Below are 21,999 nucleotides of genomic sequence, written 5' to 3'. Positions count from 1 at the left end.
ACACTAATCGTTAACTGGCTGAGGGCTCGATGATATCGGGGCGAGCGCCCGCCTTGTTCGCGGCGGTATCTTTATTCGCAAAGCTCATCACTGGTAATTCCTGATGAAATGGAGCATTCTCAATATTCTATATCGTAAGCATTACAAGACTTAAACAATCAACACTGTTATTGCGGCAACTCTCTATCCCTGAATTTTTCCGAGGTAGCCTATGAGTAAGACGGGGCAATTCCAATCTGCAATTTCGCCACTGGTTTGGCTAATGGCTGTGTTTAGCCTATTTGCAATTGTTATTGGTGCCACCACCTTATCTCATACTGCGAGCGATCTTAAAAAGCAACAAGCCGCGATTCGTAATCAGCAAGCCTCCATGGTTGGAGCGATTACCGAGCTCAAAGAAGTTACCCCTACCTTGCGTAATCGTCTGCGCGAAACCTTGGTGGAGGACATCAATACGTCTTACCTAGACCAGCAATTGATGTCCCGCTTAGAACATTCCACGGATGCGCTTGTGCAAGCATCGCGACAGGATTCTGACCTGATTGAGTTAGGCGATGAAGTGCGTCTTAAAATCCATCATATCTACAGTCTCATCGGTAAAGTGGATGCTTGGCTCAAGGAAAGAGAAGAATTTACCACCCAATCAGAGCGTAATGACCTCATGCAAAATACTCTGGTTAGTGTTGGAACCCTGACAGCACAATTGCGTGCGCTGAACAGCCGCCATCGCTTACAAGAAGGCGTATTCCTGTTCCAATATCGCAGTGCCTCTGCAGCAGAGAAACAGGATTTAAGTGAGCGTTACATGATGCTGCGTGCCAGCGCCATAGAAAACTCACTTTCCTCCGCCTTAGAAGACACGTTACAGCTAGAGCTTGCCATAAATAGCTTAATCCTAGCCGTTAGCCAATCCCAGCTTTCCGATCTACTTAACAACCGCATCTCACCGACATTTGAACGTCTAGATTATTCCATCTCACAGGCGAAGATTCAGTTTCCCGAGGCTTATAACAGCCTCCAGTCAGAGTCAGATAAACTCAAAAATCTGCTATATGGTGCTGGCTATTACTACAACGACTTGAATGCTGTTGAACTTGGCACAACGGGTTTATTAAATGAACGTTTCGCCTTCATTTCGATCAATAATCAACGCGATGTAATCAGCAGTGAAATCGATGCGATATTCTCTCCACTATCACGACTACTAGACAATATTAGCCAAACCGTTCAAAACGAAACCCACACGCTTGATCGTCTCATTGAGCAAGAGCTGTACCGTCTAAGTACCGCTATTGTTTGGGTCGGTGTGCTAACCGGTGTGATCATTTTGATACTCGCTTGGGCCATTTCACAACGTGTAAAACGTCAGCTGAATACCTTATTGGAAAGTGAAGACCGCTTTCGTTCCATCTTTGAATCATCGCCCGATCCTGCTTGGATTCTGCGTAATGCAGCCATTATTGAATGCAATGAGGCTGCCTCGGCAGTACTCGGTTATCCATCCGCCACACAGCTATTGAATATTCCGATGAGCGAGCTATCACCGGTGACACAGTCAGGTAGTAGCCCGTCTACTGAGCAGCTAGCTATCCTTTTTGAGCAAGCCAGAGAGCAAGGTCACGCCTTTCAAGAGTGGATCTTTAAAGATTACAACAACAACCTTATTTATGCGGATTTAACCATGATTTCCGTCGTTTTGGAGGACGAACCCGCCATTATCTGTACTTGGCGCGATATTTCAGAACGCCACAAATACCAGCTGTCGCTGCAAAACTACAAACAAGAGCTAGAGCTAGAGATTGCCGAGCAGACCCAAGAGCTCACCGTCGCAAAAGAGAATGCCGAGCAAGCCAACCTAGCCAAGAGTAATTTTTTAGCCAATATGAGCCACGAGATTCGTACACCAATGAATTCCATCATTGGTATGTCTTACCTCGCCTTGCAAACAGGCTTAGATCATCGCCAACGTAACTATATCCAGAATGTACTTAATTCAGCAGAGTCCTTATTAGCGATCATCAATGACATACTCGACTTTTCTAAGATCGAAGCTGGTAAAGTTGAACTCGAAAGAGCCCCCTTCTATTTGCAAGACATACTGAATGACGTTGCCAATGTACTCACGGTGAAAGTGGAAGAGCGCGACCTAGAGCTGGTCTTTGATATTGATGAAAATTTGCCTCAAGTGTTCTGCGGTGACGCCACCCGCTTACGTCAAGTACTGATCAATCTCGGCAACAATGCACTGAAGTTCACATCCCAAGGTGAGGTGGTGATCAAAGCCCGCTATAAACAGCACACTCATGATCGCCTTGAAGTACACTTCTCTGTTACCGACACAGGCATAGGCATTAGCAAAGAAAACCAAAAGCACCTATTTCGTTCTTTCTCACAAGCAGACTCCTCTACTACACGGCGTTTTGGGGGAACAGGGCTGGGCTTGGCCATCTCCAAACAATTGGTGGAACTGATGGACGGCCGCATCTGGCTCGAAAGTGAAGAAGGCCAAGGTAGCACATTTCATTTTTCGGCGGTGTTTGAACGTGTTGAGGACGAAATTCCTCTCAATTACTGGTCTAGTTCTTTAAAGATTCGCCATGTATTGATTGTGGATGACAACGACAGCGCTAGAGAAGTGTTAAAGGCTAATATTCGGGCACTGGGTCTCAATTGCCACATGGCCAGTAATGGCTACGATGCGCTGGATATGATTAAACGCGCCGATCAGCTCCAGCAACCATACGATTTAGTGTTGGTGGACTGGAAAATGCCGGAATTAAATGGTGTCGAAACTTGTCGCCAAATCATTGAAAACTCACCGCATAAATATCCGACCATGATCATGGTCACCGCATACAATCTGGACAAAGCGAAAGAAGCCGCTCAAGATATTGATATTTCAGGTTTTTTAACCAAGCCCATCACCATATCAAGTTTATTCGACGCGATTGCTAACAGTTATGGCGCCAATGCTATAGCACCGTCCAAGAGCGACCATACTGAGCCACTTGTTCACGCTTACGACGCCCTCAAAGGCGCGACTGTGTTACTGGTCGAAGACAATGAGATTAACCGCGAACTGGCGATCGAACTACTGACCCAGCAAGACATGCAAGTCGTCATCGCATGCAATGGCGAAGAAGCCTTAGAGCGCCTCAATGAAAATGACTTCGACCTCGTATTAATGGATTGCCAAATGCCCATTATGGATGGCTATCAAGCCACACGAAGCATTCGCCAAATGCCGCAATACGCTGACCTGCCAATCATTGCTATGACAGCTAATGTCCTAACGCAAGATATTGAGAGAGCAATGCAAGCGGGCATGAATGATCTGATTGCCAAACCGATTCACATCGAGCAGATGTTTGCTACCTTAGAACGCTGGATGCCGAGCCAAAAAGTTCAAGCCGAGCACTCGCCAACAACATGGGCTAACCCAAATAAATACGCGGATACGGCAGCCATACAGTTGCCCCAGTCAAAGCACATCAATACCACTATTGGGTTACAACACACTCAAGGGTTGAGCCTATATATGCGTTTATTAAGCCGCTTTGCCTGCACCAATAAAGACTTTGAAAGCCATCTAAAAAATGCTCTTGATGCCGAACAGTACCATGAGGCCACGCTTTTAGTGCATACGTTGAAAGGAACCTCTGGCACCTTGGGCATGACACACCTAGCTGGACTTGCAGCAACCCTTGAGGAACAACTGGAATGCCATGGCTATTTGCCCGCAACGATGGGCGAGATAATTGACGAATTACAAGCTATTCTAGAAGAGCTAGACAGTTGGCAAAACCACTCAACTAACGTGGCGCCACAACAAAGTGACGCATTAAGCACGGAGGAGAAGCAAGAGCAGTTAAGGACTCTGCTAAAGTACCTTGAACAAAATCTTTCTGAAGCAGGTGATATCGCAGAGCAGCTGGCCCCACACTTCCAAGACACTGAAGAACAAGCGTTAATGGATGCTCTTACAAACGCAGTTGCTCTGTATGATTTTGATAGCGCATTAGAACATGCCAAAAGTTTGTTAGTTCGCATTACGGATTAGACGAGTGATATATGGTAGAAAATGACGCAAGCATAACAACAGTCTCTGAAGATGAACTCTACAGCAAACCAACCCTATTAGTCGTTGATGATATCCCTGAAAATATCGACGTTTTGGTCGCATCGCTAAGAGAAGAGTTCCGCATAAAAGTCGCCTTAAACGGCCCTCGCGCGTTGTCTATTGCCAAACAAAGTCCTAAACCCGACCTTATTCTACTGGATGTGATGATGCCAGATATGGATGGTTACGAGGTTTGTCGCAGACTGAAAGCCGACCCTGTTACAGCAAATATCCCAGTCATTTTCGTTACCGCCAAGCACGATGTACAGGACGAAGAAAGAGGCTTTGCCATTGGTGCGGCGGACTATATTGCTAAGCCCATCAGCCCGCCATTGGTTAGAGCTCGGGTACGCAACCAAATTGCCTTATACAATCAGAACCGTCAATTAATGCAGAAAGTCCGGGAACGTACTAAAGAACTGCATGACAGCAAGGTGCGCATTATTCATCACCTAGGCCGTGCCGTGGAGTACAAAGACAACGAAACGGGAGCCCATGTCGTGCGCATGAGCTACATATCCAAACTGATTGCTGAGCAATGTGTGGATGACCCAGAATGGGTAGAGCGTGTCTTCCTCGCTGCGCCAATGCACGATGTGGGTAAAATAGGCATTGCCGATGCCATTCTTCTTAAACCCGGCAAACTCGATCCAGACGAATGGCAAGAGATGAAGAAGCATACGATATTCGGTGCAGAGATCTTATACGTCGAAGGCGACCCTCTTTTAGAAATGGCACGCACGATTGCTTTAACTCACCATGAACGCTGGGATGGCAAAGGCTATCCTGCAGGCCTAAAGGGTGAAGAAATCCCGCTAGAAGGTCGTATCGTTGCCTTAGCAGACGTTATCGACGCCCTCCTTTCCAATCGTCCTTACAAGAAAGCTTGGAGCACAGAACAAACTTTTGCTTATGTTCAAGATCAAGCTGGTGGTCATTTTGATCCCAAGTTAGCGGAGATTGCGCTAGATTTGATGGTGCAAATCACCGATGTGCGCGCTCAATACCCTGACGAATAGCTTTTACCTATTCCTGATAGTTTTTTTTTATCTAAGTTTTAGTAAAACACAATTTCAATTCGTCACATCGGCCCCATATTATAGACACTGTTGGTAACGCAAATAGCGAAACACATTTACTAAGGAGCAATACATGATTAACACTCAAATCAAGCCATTCAATGCAACAGCATTCAAACAAGGCGAATTCGTTGAGATTTCTGAAAAAGACGTACTAGGCAAATGGGCCGTATTTTTCTTCTACCCAGCTGACTTCACTTTCGTTTGCCCAACTGAGCTTGAAGACCTAGCGAGCAAGTACGAAGAACTACAATCTATGGGTGTTGAAGTATTCTCTGTATCGACAGACACTCACTTCTGTCACAAAGCTTGGCACGACACGTCTGCAGCAATCGGCAAAATCAACTACTACATGGTAGGCGACCAAACTGCGACCATCACGAACAACTTCGGTGTTCTACGTGAAGGTCAAGGCCTAGCTGACCGTGCGACTTTCTTGATCGATCCAGAAGGTACTATCCAAGCAATGGAAATCACTGCTGAAGGCATCGGCCGTGACGCAGAAGACCTAATGCGTAAAGTGAAAGCTGCACAATACGTAGCAGCACACCCTGGTGAAGTTTGCCCAGCTAAATGGAAAGAAGGTGAAGCGACTCTTGCTCCATCTCTAGACCTAGTAGGCAAAATCTAAGACGCCTCCTCCTTTGTTGGGCGCTTAGCGCCCAACATCGGGCTTTGCCTTCCAGTGCAAGGCGTTGAAAGCCCAACATTGAACTTTTTCGAGCCATGGTACCTCACGCCTCACTCTCTTACAGAAGACAGGTGCTGACCTCACTCGCCCGAAATTTATAGGCACTGTAATCAAACTCAACTATATGACGGATTAAAAATTATGTTAGACGCAAATATGAAACAACAGTTGGGCACATACCTTCAAAACATCGTTAGTCCGATTGCGATTACTGTGTCCTCAAATGGCAATGCAAAATCAGAAGAATTGTTAGAGTTGGCTCGTGAAATCACCGAGCTGAACCAAGCAAAAATTTCTATGTCTGTGGACGAAGCACCGCAAGGCCGCGCCCCACAAATGTCGGTTGGCCCGAAAGATAGCCAAGCGCGCGTGCATTTCGCAGGCATCCCGATGGGACACGAATTCACCTCTCTTGTACTTGCCCTACTGCAAGCGGGTGGCCACCCATCGAAAGCCGCACCAGAAGTGCTGCAACAAATTAAAGACTTGGACACTGAGCTGAACTTTGAAGTGTACATCTCATTGTCATGTCACAACTGTCCAGACGTGGTTCAAGCGGTCAACTTGATGGCCACATTGAACCCGAAAGTGACCGCAACCATGATCGATGGTGGTCTGTTCCCACAAGAAATCGAAGATCGCAAGATCATGGGCGTACCAGCGGTATTCCTAAACGGTGAACATTTCGGCCAAGGCCGCATGACGCTGGACGAGATTCTTAATAAAGTCGACACTGGCGCGGAAGCGAAACAAGCCGCAGCCCTGGCCGAGAAAGAAGCCTACGACGTATTAGTTGTTGGTGGCGGCCCAGCAGGCGCCGCCGCAGCCATCTACGCAGCGCGTAAAGGTATCCGTACTGGTGTCGTAGCAGAACGTTTCGGTGGTCAGGTATCTGACACTATGGCAATTGAGAACTTTATCTCTGTGAAAGCCACTGATGGTCCAAAGCTGGTCGCAGGTCTTGAACAACACGTCCTAGATTACGATGTGGATCTAATGAAAACGCAAAAAGCGGTTCGCGTTGAGAAGAAAGAGCTGATCGAAGTGGAGCTGGAAAACGGTGCCGTACTGAAGAGTAAAACCGTTGTGCTAGCGACCGGTGCACGCTGGAGAGAGATGAACGTTCCTGGTGAGCAAGAATACAAAACCAAAGGTGTGGCGTACTGCCCGCACTGTGACGGCCCACTGTTCAAAGGTAAGAAAACGGCCGTGATCGGTGGTGGTAACTCAGGTATCGAAGCCGCCATCGACCTAGCAGGTTTGGTAGAGCACGTAACAGTTCTAGAATTTAGCGACAAGCTACGTGCGGACGACGTGTTGGTTAAGAAAGCCAAATCATTGCCTAACGTGACCATCATTACCGAAGCGCAAACCACTGAAGTATTGGGTAACGGCGAGCACGTTACTGGCCTAGCGTACACCGACCGTAAAACAGGTGAAGCGCACAAACTAGAGCTAGCAGGTATCTTCGTACAGATCGGTCTAGTGCCAAACAGTGAGTTCCTAAAAGGCTCGCTAGAACTAACGGAACGTGGTGAAGTGATCATCGACACTCACGGCCGTACCTCAATGGAAGGTGTGTTTGCCGCTGGTGACGTTACCAACGTACCCTACAAACAAATCATCATCTCCATGGGCGCAGGTGCAACCGCAGCCCTAGGCGCTTTCGACCACTTGATCCGCAACTAAGCGCATCAGAGAAACGCTGAAAAACCAACCGCCCTCAGGCAACTGAGGGCGGTTTTTTTATGTCTCATCTCTCACAACTGCTAGACTCACCTTTTTTATACGTTAGGTTTGCTATGAAATATTGCCTCGCCCTATTACTGGTTCTCTTTGGTCTCTCAACGCCGGTCTTGGCCGATGATGTTCGCCTACAACAAGCCTTTGCAACGCAACAAAGCGATCTGCAAATACAAGGCAGCGGTATGGTTTTAAAAGTACTCAAGGACGATACCAAAGGCTCAAAACATCAGCGTTTTATCTTAAAGCTGGATAGCGGACAGACCTTGCTGGTAGCGCATAATATTGATCTTGCGCCACGTATCCCAAATCTTAAAGTGGGCGACACGGTGGAGTTTTATGGGGAATACGAATGGAATAAAAAAGGTGGTGTAATGCACTGGACCCACCATGACCCACGTGGCCGTCATGCCAATGGCTGGCTTAAGCACAATGGTCAAATGTATCAATAATCGCCAGCAAGCCTAGCGGATGGAAATCCGATGCGATGATTATGACGACAAATAACTTATAGTAATTCCCTGAATTTCGGTTAGGTTATTTATTACGTATTCGGCATAGGAAGTGGTTATCGTGATTTCACAATTACCAAAATGGGTTGAGCTTGGGGCATTTATCCTAGCGTTGGTCGCTGGGTCAGTGAATGCTATTGGCTTGCTGGGATTTGAGCATCAATCGGTATCTCACCTATCGGGTACGGCAACGCTGTTGGGAACCGGGCTGATTAATCACTCTTTTCATACCGCTTTGCATCTTGTCGGTGTGATGGTTTTCTTTGTTGTCGGCGCTGCTACGGCGGGATTTCTGCTGCACGGTTCCACACTAAAGCTTGGACGTCACTATGATACGGCGCTGTTCATAGAAGCGGGCCTATTGTTAACGGCTTTGGGATTTCTTTCACAAAACTCATTTTATGGACACTTCTTTGCCTCCGCTGCTTGCGGCTTACAAAACGCGCTGGCAACCACCTATAGCGGTGCCATCATTCGTACTACACATTTAACAGGCATCTTTACGGATTTGGGGATTATGCTAGGGAGTTTGTGTAAAGGTAAGCCGCTCGATGCTCGAAAAGCAAAGCTGTTTACCCTGATTATTGTGGGATTTATTGTTGGCAGCAGCTTAGGTGCGCTGTTGTTTATACGACTCAAGTTTACCGCATTATTATTTCCCGCCGCCATTTGCTGCCTACTCGCACTGACTTATCGCATTTACGTGCGAAGGCTTCAGCCTACAGACTAGCGAATACGCGTGCAAAGCTAAGATTGAGACACTAGCCCAAGTATATCTTGTTCAAAATAGGTCAAAGCACGGCGCTCGATACGGCGAATGCCCGACTGCTGCTCAGCCGACAAATGCGCGTATTTTGATGCCGCACCAAAATCACCAAACAGAATATGACCGTCACGATTGATTAGTACATTATGAGCATACAAGTCACCATGACAGACTTTTTTGGCTTCCAAGTGCGCAACTAAGTCATGCATTTGTTCAATAATGTATGCCGCTTGTGACGCGTTAAAAGACTGGCCCTGCGTAAAAGTATCTCGAGTACAGGAGGCTAAGCTGGGTGGCTGACCGAGATTGTTATAGTCAGCTGGAATTAAATCCATCACGAGTGCAGTGCAATCAGGTTCAAGAATATGTGCCAATGGCGTGATTAAATTCTGATGAACACCAGCGGTCAAACAAGCATCTAATTCATCTGCAGGGTAGCCATCACTGGTAACTTCGCCTTTATAGATTTTGATCGCAATATGTTCTGGGAAACGATGTGGGTTGTTCAACCAAGTGGCACGAGAAATAACACCGGAGGCTCCCTGCCCTAGCTCTTCATAACATTGGATGTCCGAAGAAGGCAGCTGCATGAACTCCTGATGCTGACTCCTTGGCGCGCAGTCGATTCCCCGCCAGCATCAATTTCTCTAATCGTTCAAGCCGCCCAATCCCATTAGGCAAGGTTTCAATGCGATTATCTGTTAGAATTAGCCAACGTGTTTTGGCTGGCAAACACTGCTCTGAAACCGTTTTAATCTGACAGGATTTAAAGCCTATCATCTCCAGTTCTGGCATTTCCCCTAATACTTCAGGCACATGAGTAAAGGGGTTATTGGAGCCAAACAAGATTTTTAGTTTGGTTAAGCGAAAGAAGTCCGATGGCAAGTCCGTCAGCTGATTGCCTGACAGATCGAGCACTTCAAGGGTGTCGGCGAGACTGTAAATTTCCTCGGGAACTTCAGTCAGTTGCTCACTCAGTTTAAGACGGGTTGCACCTTGGCATTCACCACGGCGCAATTGTTCCAGCGTATGCACGCGCCCCAAGACCTAGTTTTGAAATGCGCTTGGCAGCATATAAAAGATCACAAAGAGAAACCATACCACGGCAAATACACCGGCGACCCACATAATCCAGCGCAGACCCAGTGGCTTTTTGGCTTTCTGTTCAGGGTTCGCTGCACGAAACTGAGCAATCGCCTGATCCGCATTTTCCGCTTCAAATGGTCCCGCATTCAGATAGCCACACAGCGTTAGCTGCTGAATAGTCTCAGCATCTTGCTCAGCACGAATCAGGTCTTCTCGCTTTAAAACGGTATAAATTGGCATGACATGGTCTCTAGTAGCGCTATTTTTCAAAGGAGCAAATGCTACCATTTCTCAACTATGATAGGGAGTCACTTTGTGCGGTTTCTCTCGTGTTAGAGAGGAATCTGCGCCTATAAAAGACCACAACAGCTGCTACAATGTTCCCTAACTCCGATTTAAATGGACTTAAGATTATGCCGTTTTTATTTGTTCTTCTGGTTGCCATCTGGTCAACAGGCTTTATTACCGGCAAATTTATAGTGGGTTTTATTGACCCCAATGTTTATCTAACCATTCGCTTTGCCCTTGCTGGCGCTATCTTTGTCGTACTGGCTTTAATCTTTAAGCGCCCGTTTCCAAGCCGCTCAGAGTGGCCGAAACATGTTATCGCGGGAGCCTTACTGAATGCCTTTTATCTTAGTTTCGCCTACGTCGCATTGGCTCAAGGATTGCCAGCGGGTGTCATGGCGCTCATTGGATCGGTGCAACCAATTCTAGTAACGCTTCTGGCATTTCTATTCATCAAGGAGAAAACTAGCTTACTAGGAATCCTTGGTATGCTGATCGCGATTGCCGGCTTACTGCTGGTCATCAGCCCGTCTATTTTACACACATCAAGCACCGAGACTTTTAGCTTCTGGCTAGCCATCATGGGCTTAGCAGGTGTCATCAGCCTAGCGTTAGGCTCTATTTATCAAAAAATGTCCATTTCTGGCTCGGATATTATTGCTTCCATGGCGATTCAGAACCTCTCTGCCGCGGTGGTTTCAGGTGGCTTTATGTTAGCGTTAAAAGAAACACTGTTGGTGCCGAGTCTTATCAGCTATGCGCTGATTGCTTGGGGGGTGATCGTTTTATCCTGTGGCGGTGTATTCTTATTAGTGTGGCTGCTGCGCAAAATTCCAGCCGCACAAGTATCAACTCTGATGTTACTCGTACCTCCGTTAGCCGCCATCGAGGGCTACTTACTCTTTGACGAAGCGCTCTCAACGCTGCAACTGATTGGCGTAGTCACCACTCTTTTTGGTGTCTACATGAGTCGCATAAGGTGGCCTGCACCCAAACCGCAAGCGGTACCTGAAAACAATGTGTCGTAAGCTCAGAGACTTTGACGATATTGCGAAGGTGTCATACCCATAATCCGTGAAAATTCACGATGAAAGTTGGATTTGGTTTGAAAGCCAGAGTCCAAATAAATCTGAGTAATCGTATCTTCGCTGCTGATCAAGCGTTGCGTCGCATACTCGATTCGATACTGATTGACCCATTGAGAAATATTTTGCCCCATAACTCGATTGATCGCTGCAGAGATCTGTCGAGCGGGTATGCCACTTTTACGCGCAATACGAGCCAACGTCAGGTCTGGATCGAGAAACAGCTGCTGAGTGACGACCACCTGTTTGACTTGGGTAATAATGCTTTGATCCGCTAGCTCGATTTGTTTCGAGTCATAACTGGCACCACCAGAATCACACCGCTCCGGCTCCTCGCAGCTCGATACTGAACGTTGCTCTGTTTCAGCAGAGTGCGGCACGTCAGATTCTTCAGTGGTCGCTAAACTTAACCCCATCACCGCTAATGACAAGGTGGGCAGCAAAAGCGCATGGCCGATCGATAAAATCCATAAAGCATGCTGTCCCTGTGCCAACATAAAATCCAACGTCAGCGCACCATCAATCACAGCCGAAAACAACAGCATTAACGCCGCAATTCGCTGGGCTCGAATCGCCCACTCCCAATCACTTAAGCGCACGTATTCTGGGGGTTGTCGATCACTATTCGACGAGTGCCAGAGCAGTCCAAAATAAAGCACGTACTGGGCGGTAATCATTACATCAAGCGGCGGCTCCCAGAGTGGGTACGTTAGCGAGGCAATGGTGACCATGAGCGGCACAATAGCATGCCACCATGAGGGGGCTCGGGCGCTTTTGGTTTGAGCAAAAACCCACCAAGCGGCGACCGGTATTACGCTGGCAAAAATCGACTGAAGCATGCGTAGAAACGCTAAATCATAGGCCCAACGTAGCCCAACTAGACAGGTCGTTGTCGCGCACAGCAATAAAAACAGACACGGCCATAAAACTAAATGGCGGCGCTGTATCCATAGGCTGCCCGCTAGCACCAACAACAGTAACGACACCACAAACGGCAATGGAATCGCCAGCATAATATCCCCTCCTACATTCCTCTTGTTCTTGGCCCATTATGTCCTAAGTCGCAAAGCAAGACGTCCTAAATCCTGATTCAGGACGCGCCTGCGCGCTTTCTGCACCATCTTTGGCAGTGTTTGTAACACAGGAGAAAGGTTATGTATTGGTATATCGAAGCGTTGAAACATTATGTGGATTTTCGCGGAGTGGCTCATCGTCGAGCATTTTGGATGTTTATATTCGTCAATCTGGTGTTCAGCGTAATCATTGCCATGATTGAAACACTCACCAACAATCCGGGGTGGTTGGACGCCGTGTACTCACTGTTGACCATCACGCCTTTTTTAGCCCTAGCAACACGACGCCTACGTGATACGGGACTGCCGCTTTGGAGCTTTCTGGTCCTTCTCATCCCCATGATTGGCGTTTTAATTTTGATCTATTTTCTGTGTTTGCCCAGTCAACCACGCACGCTACTCATGGACAAAGAAGGAGCAAAAGTATGAACCGGTTAGCACATAGTATTTTCTTTGCGATCTTGTCCTTACTACTTCAAAGCCCAACAGTCGTCGCGCAAACGATTCCTAATGGAGCGCTTGGTGTTGTGTCTATTGATTTTGTTAAGGTTGGTCATTTGCCCTTCTTATATGGATTAAAAGGGGAAGGCCGCTACCTCACCTATGGCAAAGAAGGTGAGCTTTGCCAAGTGGCCCATGTGCCTCTCGTCGCTGGCAGCTTTAACAGCCAAGAAATAGGCTTTGGTGCGGGGGGAGCGATTGAATTAATCATTTATAACGCGGAGTTATCCGAACGCCTAAAGACCGGACAAAAAGCGGTTAGCGCTCACTACAACGTCTCCATTCCGAGCATGATGCAGCAAGGTGACATTGAAATAGTCAGCGGTTTAACGCTTGCAGAAGGCTTTGTCTTACATCCACGTAAAGCATGGTCAAGTTGGTTTGGCTATCACCCTAAGCCGCTAACCTGCGAGCCAGTTTATCAACACAAGAGTCTTTAAGGCTCCTGTGTTGATGCTGCTTGGGATGCCAATTTCGCTAAGTAGTAGCGACGATAATAGACCTGTCCAACACTGAAGGCGAGCAACGCTGAAAGGCTGCTGATACCAATCGACCAGCGGGCTCCAAACGTATCTGCAATCCAGCCCACTAATGGCGCCCCCAATGCGGTACTGCCCAGCATAGTGGCCAAGGCAATCGCCATCACACGACCACGATACATTTTCACGGTCGATAGCTGAATAAAGGTAAACGACGATATGGTAAGCAGTTGTATGGAAAAGCCTAATACGCTCATCATCAACGCAAACGTTAAAAAGCTTGGGGCAAACGCTAGAATCGCGGAACTAATAGCCACACCAGCAGGCAAACACACAAGGAAGCCTAGTGTTGGTTGTTGACGACTAGCAGTAATCAGTGCTCCCGCAATGGAGCCAATTGCCATCATTGAAATTAACAGACCGTATTGCCCTGCATGTCCAGCAAACACTTGCACCGTCATGGCGGATAAGTATACCGGGAAGTTCATCGCCAATGCCGTAATCATAGCAACCATGCCTAAAACAACAATCATTTCACGGTGCTGATTTAGATAACGAAAGCCATCCAAAAAGCCGGTTTTTTGTGACGTCTCGGTTTTGCCTTCTTTACCAATCAGCGTGCGTTGACCCAATAAGTACAGCGCAATCAATAAAGGCCCAAAGGTTGCCACATTGATCACAAATACCCAACCGGCGCCCACCGCAGCAATCAAGATTCCGGCAATGGCTGGGCCAATTAAACGCGCAGAATGGAACGACATAGAATTCAATGACACCGCATTTGGCACTTCCTTTTCAGACACCACATCGGAAACGAAAGCATGGCGAGCAGGTGCATCAAACGCTGCGACAATACCTAGCCCTAAGGCACAGGCATAGACATGCCACAGCTCAATTATTCCTGAGATGGCTAATACACCTAAAATAAATGCCAACAGCGCCATGGCGATTTGCGTGCCAAGCAGCAGCCTACGACGATCAATACGGTCTGCCGCCCAGCCGGTGATCGGCAGTAAAATGATTTGCGGAATAAATTGCAGGAACACCACCACACCGACGGCGGCGGCATTGTGATCAGACAATTCAGAAATAACGATCCAATCCTGCGCGGTACGTTGCAGCCAAGTACCAATATTAGAAACGAATGCAGCCAGCACCCAAAGGCGAAAGTTTGTATTAGATAAAGCGCGGAAGGTGGCGGGTAATTGCATATCGCTGAAGGGATCCTGTTTCAATAATCATCACACTATTGAAACAGGTTCTAAGAAAGCTGCAATGGAAAGCAGATAATTTCCCTGAAACGCAGCAAAAATACTTATTTCAGTACGCAATGAGCGTCAGTCCGCTAATTCAACAACCAAGTCACTACTGATCGCTTCGATCGCTTTTTCCAAGGCTTCCAAAGAACAATCACTTGGCAGCAAGACTTCCAGCTCCGCTTTGAATAACATTTCCGAGCTCATTGGCGCAGGTTCGCAGTAGCTATTCAAATCCACCACGTTCGCACCCAACATACTGAGGGTTTTTGATACTTCTCGAATAATGCCCGTGCGATCATTGCCCATCACAGACAACACTACGACTTCGCCAGACGCCACATGCTTATTTGCTACTTCGACAGAGACTTTTAAGCCAACTGAGGACAACTCTTGTAAAGCTTTGATTAAAGAGGTTTCGTTATCTTTAGGCACTTCAACAGTGACGATACCTGCAAATTTATCCGCCAGATGCGCCATACGGCTCTCGCTCCAGCTCGCCTGATGCTCGGCAATCACATGGGATAAGGCTTCAACCAGCCCTGGACGATCATCACCAATTACCGTTAACACTAAATGCTGTGTCATAAGGCCATCCTTTCAATTATTACTGCATACGATGGCTTCAGTATAAACCTGTCTTTTAACGTACGTCAGCAAGAAAAACACTTTCCTAAACCCCATTACACCGATACTTGATCTGAGAGCTGGCAAGCGGTTTTCGTCTCAACCACTCTCCTGTTCGATAACTTTCTCTAAACAAACTTCAAGATTCAGCCTCCTCTCCCGATAAATTGGATATAATTAAACGGTACTTTTAGCATGATGCTGTCTAGACCGCATCATGCTAAGTTCATGGACCGACATTGATGCGGCGTGTGGCGCATTATCTAGAGAATAAATACGGACCCCTATGCTCCCAACAGAATTATCGCAAGTGGAACAAAAAGACGCCGTAAACCTACTCTACAGCAATGTAGGCATGGGTTTACTGGTTACGCTTCTATCTTCGGCGGTCCTAGTCTTTACGTTTCCACATGAAGGAACGCAGCGTGTCACGCAGTTGATCTGGTGGGGGGCTACCCTTGCCACGATACTGTTTCGTCTTGTTGATCTCGCCTACTTTTTCTTTAAAACACGCCACCGAGACAGCTTTGCCTATGGTCGCGCCCTGTCTCGATTTAGCTTCGGTGCACTAACGGCCGGGGCACTATGGAGTATTTACTCTGTTATCGTCGTGCAAAACAACAATTGGGCAGAACTGGCCATCACTTGCATTAATGTTGCTGCGTTCTCAGGTGGCTCAGTCACTTTCTTATCGGGGGCTCGCAAATTATCCATGTTCTATTGTGGCATGCTGCTGTTACCCCTTGGTGTCGCATTACTGCTATCCGACCAAGAAGGCTACGATACCCTAGGCTACCTTTCGATTGCCTTCTTTTTTGTCATGGTGACAGGTGCCAGCAAAGCAGCACGCTATACCTCTCGTTCAATACATTTAAAACACCAGAACGATCACTTGCTCTCTCATATGGAGCAAGAAGTGGTCAAACGTACCCAAGAGATTTACTCACTATCGAATATTGACCCCTTAACCGGTCTCTACAACCGCAAAGCTTTTTCGGAAAAGCTTGAGTACCGTTTACAGACACAGCCCAACTCAAAACTGGCGGTGCTGTTCATTGATTTAGACGGTTTCAAAAGCATTAATGACTCACTGGGACATGAAACCGGAGACCATGTCATCCGTGAAGTCAGTAAACGTATTCAGCAGAATATTGAGCCTTCCGACTTACTTTGTCGCTGGGGCGGCGACGAATTTCTATTGGCAGTTGAACAACATGAAGAACTGCTAGAAAACGCACAGGAGATCATTGACCTAATCTCCATCCCGTACCTCATTGATGGCTCCAAACTTTCGCTTGGAGCGACTATTGGGATCGCCTACTATCCACAGCATGGCAGCCAACATGAACGTTTAATCCAGCGTGCTGATATGGCCATGTACAATCAAAAGCGTACTAAAAAAGGCCGCGTAGGTGTCTTCGATGAATCCCTACGTGAACAGCTCTTACGCGAAATTCGCTTACGTGATCATTTAGAAAATGCCATCCATCGCCATGAGCTATTTTTGGTCTATCAACCGATCATTGCATCGGAGACGGGACAAATAGACGCCGTTGAAGCACTGCTGCGCTGGCGTTTGGACGATGAAATGATTCCACCGGACGAGTTTATTGGCATTGCTGAGCAATACGGTTTTATCCGCGCTATTGGCCTCTGGGTATTAGGTGAAGCCTGTTTGGCAGGCAAACGTATGCAAATCCTGCAAGAGGGCCTAGGGATCAGCGTGAACGTTTCTATCCAGCAGTTATTGGACGATGATTTTCCTACGGAAGTCGCCGCGACCCTAAAACGTACAGGCTTCCCCGCCCACTGCTTGGATCTAGAAATCACAGAATCTCTATTTGCCCACGATAAGCACCGCTTGATCGACAATATTAAGCGTTTAAAAGAGCTTGGTGTACAAGTCTCCATTGACGACTTTGGTACAGGCTACTCCTCTTTATCGGTCATGCAAGAATTCGACGTGGACTATGTCAAAATCGACCGCTCCTTTATCTGGACTATGGACACTGGCGGCCGCGCTATTGTGGAAGCTGTTTCGCAAATCGCCTCCGCCTTTGACTATAAAGTGGTGGCTGAGGGCGTCGAAACCGAAGATCAACGCCGACTGCTCACCAATATGGGCATTGAGTATTTGCAAGGTTACTTATTTCTTCCTCCCGTGCCTGAAGATGAGCTGATGCAGCACCTAGGATAAATGCGATACAGATTATGAATTAAATCTGAATCTCTTTTGCAGGAGCGCCAATGGCGCTCTTTTTTTGTCAAACTGAAAAGATGACAAGGAGATGATCATGAAGAAACGCTTAACCATTCTCGCTTTAGCGGCACTCATCAGTGCCTGCTCTAATTCCGACTGGCGTACAGCCAGCAGAGAACCTGCGGGCATTGCCCCCGACCCGCAGCAGGAACAAGCAGCCGTCATTGAAGTTTACGGTGCAGACGCCTTCAGCTGGCGCGGTTGGTTTGCTATCCACACATGGATCGCCACCAAAGAGGCCGGAGCAGATCAATATAAAGTCCATGAAGTGGTTGGTTGGCGAGTACAGCGTGGTCAGTCAGCCTTATACAGCTATAACACAGCCACTCCAGACCGTTATTGGTTTGGCGCGAAGCCAGAGAAGCTATTATCCATTAAAGGTGAGAAAGCGGCCGAGCTGATTCCGAAGATTGATAAAGCAGTGGAAGACTACCCTTGGAAAAATGAGTATAAGGTTTTCCCAGGCCCCAACAGTAATACCTTTCCCGCCTGGATTGGCCAGAAAGTACCAGAATTAGGCTTGGACCTTCCCTTTAGCGCCATCGGCAGTGGCTACGCTGACTAGCGTAGTCACCACTTACGAGGATCAGTGCTTTGTTGCACCCGGATTCGGTACAAAGTTAATCACGGCCGCATCGCCTTCTGGAGCAGAGGAATGTGGTTGGTTTACACGGGTGGCGATTTCTTGTGGTTGCGCTTGCACCACGGTGGATTGCTCATCTTCATAACCACAAGCTACACATTCACGGTACTGCTTCTCAGCCTCATCATCACGCCATGCGCGAATCTTATCCATCTCGTTACAGCGTGGGCACACCGCCCCCGCGATAAAGCGTTTAGTTGTCATTCTTAACCTCGGTTATTGGTATTGGCTCGATGCTTTTTACCTTTGTGACGCTCGCTTTTTAGCTTGGCTTCACTTGGTTCCTTTGCACTCGGGCGTGGTGCATCCCCGCACCAGAGCCCTCGCGCCACCCTCCTTGGTGGCTGTTTAAAAGGAACACAAGTGACGCCTAACCAGATCACTGAATCGAATCCTTAAACTTATTTGATTGAGCTATCGATTACTCAAAAGCAGACGCCATGGATGGCGTCGACCGACCGTCTGGGGCAGGGATGCCCCAGACGGTCGGCGTTGAGTAATAACTGCTCAAGCGCCCTCTGCTTCTTTCGTCGAGACAAAAGGGTGTGGATCAACGAGCTATCAGCGGACTTACTAAGCCGCAATGCCACTATGGCGAAGTAGCGCATCGACACTTGGTTCACGGCCACGGAAGGCTTCAAATAGCTCGGCCGCTGGGCGTGAACCGCCGTTTGCCAATATGGTATCACGGAAGTGGGCGCCAGTTTCAGTGTTGAAAATGCCATCTTCCTCGAATTTTGAGAAGGCATCCGCAGACAATACTTCGGCCCACTTGTAGCTGTAATAACCCGCTGCGTAGCCACCTGCAAAAATATGCGTAAAGCTATTTTGGAAGCGGTTAAATGCAGGCGGTACGGTAACAGCCACTTGGCTACGCACTTCATCTAAGATGTCCTGAGCTTTTAAGCCAGTTTTGTATTCACGGTGCAAACGGAAGTCGAACAAAGAGAATTCCAACTGACGCACCATCTGCATACCCGACTGGAAGTTCTTCGCCGCCAGCATTTTGTCTAATAGATCCTGAGGCAATGGCTCGTTGGTTTCAAAGTGACCCGCAATATGCGCTAGGGCTTCCGGTTCCCAACACCAGTTTTCCATAAACTGGCTTGGTAGTTCGACCGCATCCCACGCCACGCCATTGATGCCTGATACAGACGACACTTCCACTTGCGTCAGCATGTGGTGCAAGCCATGGCCAAATTCGTGGAATAACGTCGTCACTTCATCGTGAGTTAACAACGCCGGCTTATCACCGATTGGTTGAGTGAAGTTACACACTAGGTACGCCACTGGCAGTTGTAGACGACCATCGTCTAGGCGGCGACGTACACGACACTCGTCCATCCACGCGCCGCCACGCTTGCCTTCGCGAGCGTATGGGTCAAGGAAGAAACGCGCGATATCTTCGCCATTTTTCGAGATGGTAAAAAGCTGTACATCTTTATGGTAAGTATCGAAACCAGACTCTTCACGAATATCGACACCAAACAAGGTTTGCGCGGTGTAGAACAAGCCTGATAGGACTTTGTTGATTGGGAAGTAAGGGCGTAGCACTTCTTGAGAAATCGAGTATTTCTTCTCACGCAGTTTCTCTGCGTAGTAGCCCACATCCCAAGAATTTAACGCTTCTACGCCATGCTCTGCTTTGGCAAAGGCTTTTAGATCGGCCAGATCCGTTTCTGCAGAAGGCTTCGACTTCACAGCAAGATCTGTCAAGAAGTCCACTACTTGCTGACCGTTCTCTGCCATTTTCGTCGCAACGGATAATTCAGCGTAGTTTTCAAAACCAAGGATCTGCGCCATTTCATGACGCAGCGCTAGGATTTCATCAATCAAAGGGGCATTGTCGAATTTGCCTTCACAGCTTAGCTCCGAAGCACGGGTTGCGTAGGCGGTGTACATTTCCTCGCGCAATGCTTGGCTGTCGGCGTAATTCATCACTGGCAGGTAAGAAGGAATGTCCAAAGTGAACAACCAGCCCTCTTGCTCTTTTGCTTCGGCCATTTGCTTTGCTTGCGCTAGAGCTGATTCAGGCAGACCAGCAAGCTCTGCTTCGTCGCTGATCAACTTGCTCCACGCACGGGTCGAGTCCAATACATTTTCACCAAACTGGCTGCTAAGCTCAGACAAACGCGAGCTGATTTCGCCGTAACGTTTCTTTGGCTCGCCTTCTAGGCCCACACCCGAAAGCTCAAAGTCACGGATGGTTTGCGTCAAGGCTTCCGTTTGCGCAGGCGTTAGGGATTTCGCTTCTTCACTTTCCGCTAGGGCTTTGTAAGCTTCGTACAAGGCTTTGTTTTGGCCCAACTCAGTGTAGTAGTCGCTCAGTTTTGGTAAACAAGCATTGTAGGCTTCTCGAATCTCTGGAGTGTTTTGCACTGAGTTTAGGTGACTGATCGGCGACCAAAATTGACCTAGGCGATCGTGAATTTCATCCAAAGGTGTCACGAAGCTCGACCACGTTGGCTGAGCGTTCTTTTCTACCACCGCGGCGATGTCCGCGCGATTTTTTTCCAGTAGAGCTTCCAAGTCGGCAACGATGTTCTTAGGCTCGACCTTGGAAAATTCAGGCAATGTGGTAGCGTCCCATACGGATTGTGTCATATCGTGATATCCTTTTTGGCGTTTGCAGGATGCCATAGCACCCTTGCAGAAATAGGTTTAGTACTGATCTATAAGATATGTGGTCTTGGCGCTTTTTCAATGGGTAAACGCTGATCACGTCCATAGCTTTCATTAATACTGCACGGTATGTGCTAAGGAAGAGACAATGGCAATTAAGACATTTCGTGGCCATACACCAACGTTTGGCGCTCGTGTTTGGGTCGATGACAGTGCGGTAATCATCGGCGATGTGGAAATCGGTGACGACAGTTCGGTTTGGCCATTAGTTGCGATTCGTGGCGATATGCACCGCATTCGTATCGGTCAGCGTACCAGCATCCAAGACAACTCTTGCCTGCACATCACTCACGCCAGCACCTACAAACCAGAAGGCCACCCACTGGAAATCGGGGACGATGTGACCGTCGGCCACATGGCGATGTTGCACGGCTGTAAGATCGGTAACAAGGTATTAGTCGGCATGGGCACCACGATTCTGGACGGCGCCGTCGTCGAAGACGAAGTCATTATCGGCGCGGGCTCCTTAGTACCACCGGGTAAACGCCTTGAATCCGGTTACCTGTACATGGGCTCGCCAGTGAAACAAGCTCGCCCACTAACAGAAAAAGAGATTGAGTACTTCCAGTACGCTGGCTTGAACTACGTCAAACTGAAAGACGAGTATCTAGCCGAAGCTGAGGCCGCGGGAGACGCTTAATGAGTCGTCTAACCGCTTCCTTTATTGGTGTGGCCTTGGTCGCAGGTGCCTTCTGGGTGGCGACTCAGTCCTATCAAAAGAACTTCTCAGGCCCAGTGTTAGATGAAGCCAGACAAGCGCAACTGGGCATTCAGCTGATTGAATTTCCACGCCAAGTACCGCTAATTGAGCGCTTAGAACAAGGCCAGTGGCAACTGATCAGCTTGCAACCAAGTCTCTGTGATGCCGTGTGCCAAGGACAAATGGCACAGCAAGCGGCGGCTGGGATTCATGTGGTGCCACCACACCAAGCGGCCTATCAAGACCTTGAACAAGTCACCAGTGCAGAGAATTACATTGGCCATCAAGGCCATGCGCTGCTGCTGAATAAAGAAGGGCGCTTTGCTGGCTCACTGTGGCCGCCATACACCAAAGCACGTGTGAACGCGGCTCTCGATGCGCTCAACCGCTAAATTTTTCCAGTTTTTT

General features: G+C 48.0%; 21 protein-coding genes. 13 read left to right on the top strand and 8 right to left on the bottom strand.

Annotated elements, in window-relative coordinates; translation table 11 throughout:
* Nucleotides 1-211 precede the first annotated feature (211 nt).
* The 6 genes from ASC49_RS12245 (at nt 212) to ASC49_RS12220 (ending at nt 8,875) form a co-directional block, all read left to right on the top strand.
* Entirely contained in the window at nt 212-4,060 is a 3,849-nt protein-coding gene (locus tag ASC49_RS12245) for a response regulator (RefSeq protein WP_055463537.1), read from the top strand.
* 11 nt (nt 4,061-4,071) lie between these two features.
* The gene (locus ASC49_RS12240) at nt 4,072-5,139 is read left to right on the top strand and encodes an HD domain-containing phosphohydrolase (protein WP_055463536.1); all 1,068 of its coding nucleotides are present in this window, start codon (nt 4,072-4,074) and stop codon (nt 5,137-5,139) included.
* A gap of 133 nt (nt 5,140-5,272) precedes the next feature.
* Nucleotides 5,273-5,830, top strand: a complete 558-nt coding sequence (gene ahpC, locus ASC49_RS12235; protein ID WP_055463535.1) for an alkyl hydroperoxide reductase subunit C — start codon at nt 5,273-5,275, stop codon at nt 5,828-5,830.
* A 201-nt stretch (nt 5,831-6,031) separates the two neighbouring features.
* Nucleotides 6,032-7,579: an alkyl hydroperoxide reductase subunit F gene (gene ahpF, locus ASC49_RS12230; protein WP_055463534.1), complete on the top strand. Its 1,548-nt coding sequence runs from the start codon at nt 6,032-6,034 to the stop codon at nt 7,577-7,579.
* A 113-nt stretch (nt 7,580-7,692) separates the two neighbouring features.
* A complete protein-coding gene (locus ASC49_RS12225; protein ID WP_055463533.1) occupies nt 7,693-8,085 on the top strand; it encodes a DUF3465 domain-containing protein in 393 nt (130 codons plus the stop codon).
* 121 nt (nt 8,086-8,206) lie between these two features.
* Nucleotides 8,207-8,875, top strand: coding sequence for a YoaK family protein (locus ASC49_RS12220; protein ID WP_055463532.1), 669 nt, complete (start codon nt 8,207-8,209; stop codon nt 8,873-8,875).
* A gap of 17 nt (nt 8,876-8,892) precedes the next feature.
* On the opposite strand, the gene ASC49_RS20050 is transcribed toward ASC49_RS12220, so the two are convergent.
* The 3 genes from ASC49_RS20050 to ASC49_RS12210 are packed head-to-tail and all read right to left on the bottom strand — an operon-like array spanning nt 8,893 to nt 10,237.
* Nucleotides 8,893-9,501 (bottom strand): protein kinase, encoded by a 609-nt coding sequence (locus tag ASC49_RS20050; RefSeq protein WP_245624705.1) that lies wholly within the window; start codon nt 9,499-9,501, stop codon nt 8,893-8,895.
* Complete coding sequence (locus ASC49_RS20045; RefSeq protein WP_245624704.1) at nt 9,467-9,946, bottom strand: leucine-rich repeat domain-containing protein; 480 nt, start codon at nt 9,944-9,946, stop codon at nt 9,467-9,469. The genes ASC49_RS20050 and ASC49_RS20045 overlap by 35 nt, the downstream gene beginning before the upstream one ends.
* 12 nt (nt 9,947-9,958) lie before the next feature.
* Entirely contained in the window at nt 9,959-10,237 is a 279-nt protein-coding gene (locus tag ASC49_RS12210) for a hypothetical protein (protein ID WP_055463531.1), read from the bottom strand.
* A gap of 173 nt (nt 10,238-10,410) precedes the next feature.
* Between ASC49_RS12210 and ASC49_RS12205 the strand changes: the two genes are divergently transcribed.
* On the top strand, nt 10,411-11,313 hold the full coding sequence (locus ASC49_RS12205) for a DMT family transporter (protein WP_055463530.1): 903 nt from the start codon (nt 10,411-10,413) through the stop codon (nt 11,311-11,313).
* 2 nt (nt 11,314-11,315) lie between these two features.
* Here ASC49_RS12205 and ASC49_RS12200 read toward each other — a convergent pair whose 3' ends face one another.
* Entirely contained in the window at nt 11,316-12,383 is a 1,068-nt protein-coding gene (locus ASC49_RS12200; RefSeq protein ID WP_055463529.1) for a helix-turn-helix domain-containing protein, read from the bottom strand.
* Nucleotides 12,384-12,524: 141 nt separating this feature from the next.
* Here ASC49_RS12200 and ASC49_RS12195 point away from each other — a divergent pair, with 141 nt between their 5' ends.
* Together ASC49_RS12195 and ASC49_RS12190 are read left to right on the top strand one after the other, a co-directional pair.
* Nucleotides 12,525-12,872, top strand: a complete 348-nt coding sequence (locus ASC49_RS12195) for a DUF805 domain-containing protein (RefSeq protein ID WP_055463528.1) — start codon at nt 12,525-12,527, stop codon at nt 12,870-12,872.
* Entirely contained in the window at nt 12,869-13,384 is a 516-nt protein-coding gene (locus ASC49_RS12190) for a hypothetical protein (RefSeq protein ID WP_055463527.1), read from the top strand. Before ASC49_RS12195 ends, ASC49_RS12190 begins: the two co-directional genes overlap by 4 nt.
* On the opposite strand, the gene ASC49_RS12185 is transcribed toward ASC49_RS12190, so the two are convergent.
* Entirely contained in the window at nt 13,381-14,634 is a 1,254-nt protein-coding gene (locus tag ASC49_RS12185) for an MFS transporter (protein WP_055463526.1), read from the bottom strand. The two genes, ASC49_RS12190 and ASC49_RS12185, sit on opposite strands and share 4 nt — an antisense overlap.
* Nucleotides 14,635-14,760: 126 nt before the next feature.
* Nucleotides 14,761-15,267, bottom strand: coding sequence for a glycine cleavage system protein R (locus ASC49_RS12180; protein WP_055463525.1), 507 nt, complete (start codon nt 15,265-15,267; stop codon nt 14,761-14,763).
* Between the two features lie 325 nt (nt 15,268-15,592).
* Between ASC49_RS12180 and ASC49_RS12175 the strand changes: the two genes are divergently transcribed.
* Together ASC49_RS12175 and ASC49_RS12170 are read left to right on the top strand one after the other, a co-directional pair.
* The gene (locus tag ASC49_RS12175; RefSeq protein WP_055463524.1) at nt 15,593-17,503 is read left to right on the top strand and encodes a putative bifunctional diguanylate cyclase/phosphodiesterase; all 1,911 of its coding nucleotides are present in this window, start codon (nt 15,593-15,595) and stop codon (nt 17,501-17,503) included.
* Nucleotides 17,504-17,600: 97 nt separating this feature from the next.
* Nucleotides 17,601-18,131: a DUF3750 domain-containing protein gene (locus ASC49_RS12170; RefSeq protein ID WP_055463523.1), complete on the top strand. Its 531-nt coding sequence runs from the start codon at nt 17,601-17,603 to the stop codon at nt 18,129-18,131.
* Between the two features lie 21 nt (nt 18,132-18,152).
* Here the strand turns inward: ASC49_RS12170 and ASC49_RS12165 are convergent, their stop codons facing one another.
* Together ASC49_RS12165 and prlC are read right to left on the bottom strand one after the other, a co-directional pair.
* Nucleotides 18,153-18,413: a YheV family putative zinc ribbon protein gene (locus tag ASC49_RS12165; RefSeq protein WP_055463522.1), complete on the bottom strand. Its 261-nt coding sequence runs from the start codon at nt 18,411-18,413 to the stop codon at nt 18,153-18,155.
* Between the two features lie 369 nt (nt 18,414-18,782).
* On the bottom strand, nt 18,783-20,813 hold the full coding sequence (prlC, locus tag ASC49_RS12160) for an oligopeptidase A (protein ID WP_055463521.1): 2,031 nt from the start codon (nt 20,811-20,813) through the stop codon (nt 18,783-18,785).
* A 166-nt stretch (nt 20,814-20,979) separates the two neighbouring features.
* On the opposite strand from prlC, the gene ASC49_RS12155 reads away from it, so the two are divergent.
* Both ASC49_RS12155 and ASC49_RS12150 read left to right on the top strand, forming a co-directional pair.
* Nucleotides 20,980-21,531, top strand: a complete 552-nt coding sequence (locus ASC49_RS12155; protein WP_055463520.1) for a gamma carbonic anhydrase family protein — start codon at nt 20,980-20,982, stop codon at nt 21,529-21,531.
* Entirely contained in the window at nt 21,531-21,983 is a 453-nt protein-coding gene (locus ASC49_RS12150) for a hypothetical protein (RefSeq protein ID WP_055463519.1), read from the top strand. The genes ASC49_RS12155 and ASC49_RS12150 overlap by 1 nt, the downstream gene beginning before the upstream one ends.
* Nucleotides 21,984-21,999: the final 16 nt, after the last annotated feature.

The organism is Marinomonas fungiae (assembly GCF_001418205.1).
In the GTDB taxonomy this organism is placed as follows: Bacteria; Pseudomonadota; Gammaproteobacteria; order Pseudomonadales; family Marinomonadaceae; genus Marinomonas; species Marinomonas fungiae.
This window is presented reverse-complemented; position numbering and strand designations above follow the sequence as displayed.

What these genes read in the sequence shown, in the direction of transcription:
- ASC49_RS12245 (WP_055463537.1), top strand. Translation starts at nt 212, where the DNA reads ATGAGTAAGACGGGGCAATTCCAATCTGCAATTTCGCCACTGGTTTGG.
- ASC49_RS12240 (WP_055463536.1), top strand. Translation starts at nt 4,072, where the DNA reads ATGGTAGAAAATGACGCAAGCATAACAACAGTCTCTGAAGATGAACTC.
- ahpC (WP_055463535.1), top strand. Translation starts at nt 5,273, where the DNA reads ATGATTAACACTCAAATCAAGCCATTCAATGCAACAGCATTCAAACAA.
- ahpF (WP_055463534.1), top strand. Translation starts at nt 6,032, where the DNA reads ATGTTAGACGCAAATATGAAACAACAGTTGGGCACATACCTTCAAAAC.
- ASC49_RS12225 (WP_055463533.1), top strand. Translation starts at nt 7,693, where the DNA reads ATGAAATATTGCCTCGCCCTATTACTGGTTCTCTTTGGTCTCTCAACG.
- ASC49_RS20050 (WP_245624705.1), bottom strand. Translation starts at nt 9,501, where the DNA reads ATGCAGCTGCCTTCTTCGGACATCCAATGTTATGAAGAGCTAGGGCAG.
- ASC49_RS12210 (WP_055463531.1), bottom strand. Translation starts at nt 10,237, where the DNA reads ATGCCAATTTATACCGTTTTAAAGCGAGAAGACCTGATTCGTGCTGAG.
- ASC49_RS12205 (WP_055463530.1), top strand. Translation starts at nt 10,411, where the DNA reads ATGCCGTTTTTATTTGTTCTTCTGGTTGCCATCTGGTCAACAGGCTTT.
- ASC49_RS12200 (WP_055463529.1), bottom strand. Translation starts at nt 12,383, where the DNA reads ATGCTGGCGATTCCATTGCCGTTTGTGGTGTCGTTACTGTTGTTGGTG.
- ASC49_RS12195 (WP_055463528.1), top strand. Translation starts at nt 12,525, where the DNA reads ATGTATTGGTATATCGAAGCGTTGAAACATTATGTGGATTTTCGCGGA.
- ASC49_RS12190 (WP_055463527.1), top strand. Translation starts at nt 12,869, where the DNA reads ATGAACCGGTTAGCACATAGTATTTTCTTTGCGATCTTGTCCTTACTA.
- ASC49_RS12185 (WP_055463526.1), bottom strand. Translation starts at nt 14,634, where the DNA reads ATGCAATTACCCGCCACCTTCCGCGCTTTATCTAATACAAACTTTCGC.
- ASC49_RS12180 (WP_055463525.1), bottom strand. Translation starts at nt 15,267, where the DNA reads ATGACACAGCATTTAGTGTTAACGGTAATTGGTGATGATCGTCCAGGG.
- ASC49_RS12175 (WP_055463524.1), top strand. Translation starts at nt 15,593, where the DNA reads ATGCTCCCAACAGAATTATCGCAAGTGGAACAAAAAGACGCCGTAAAC.
- ASC49_RS12170 (WP_055463523.1), top strand. Translation starts at nt 17,601, where the DNA reads ATGAAGAAACGCTTAACCATTCTCGCTTTAGCGGCACTCATCAGTGCC.
- ASC49_RS12165 (WP_055463522.1), bottom strand. Translation starts at nt 18,413, where the DNA reads ATGACAACTAAACGCTTTATCGCGGGGGCGGTGTGCCCACGCTGTAAC.
- prlC (WP_055463521.1), bottom strand. Translation starts at nt 20,813, where the DNA reads ATGACACAATCCGTATGGGACGCTACCACATTGCCTGAATTTTCCAAG.
- ASC49_RS12155 (WP_055463520.1), top strand. Translation starts at nt 20,980, where the DNA reads ATGGCAATTAAGACATTTCGTGGCCATACACCAACGTTTGGCGCTCGT.
- ASC49_RS12150 (WP_055463519.1), top strand. Translation starts at nt 21,531, where the DNA reads ATGAGTCGTCTAACCGCTTCCTTTATTGGTGTGGCCTTGGTCGCAGGT.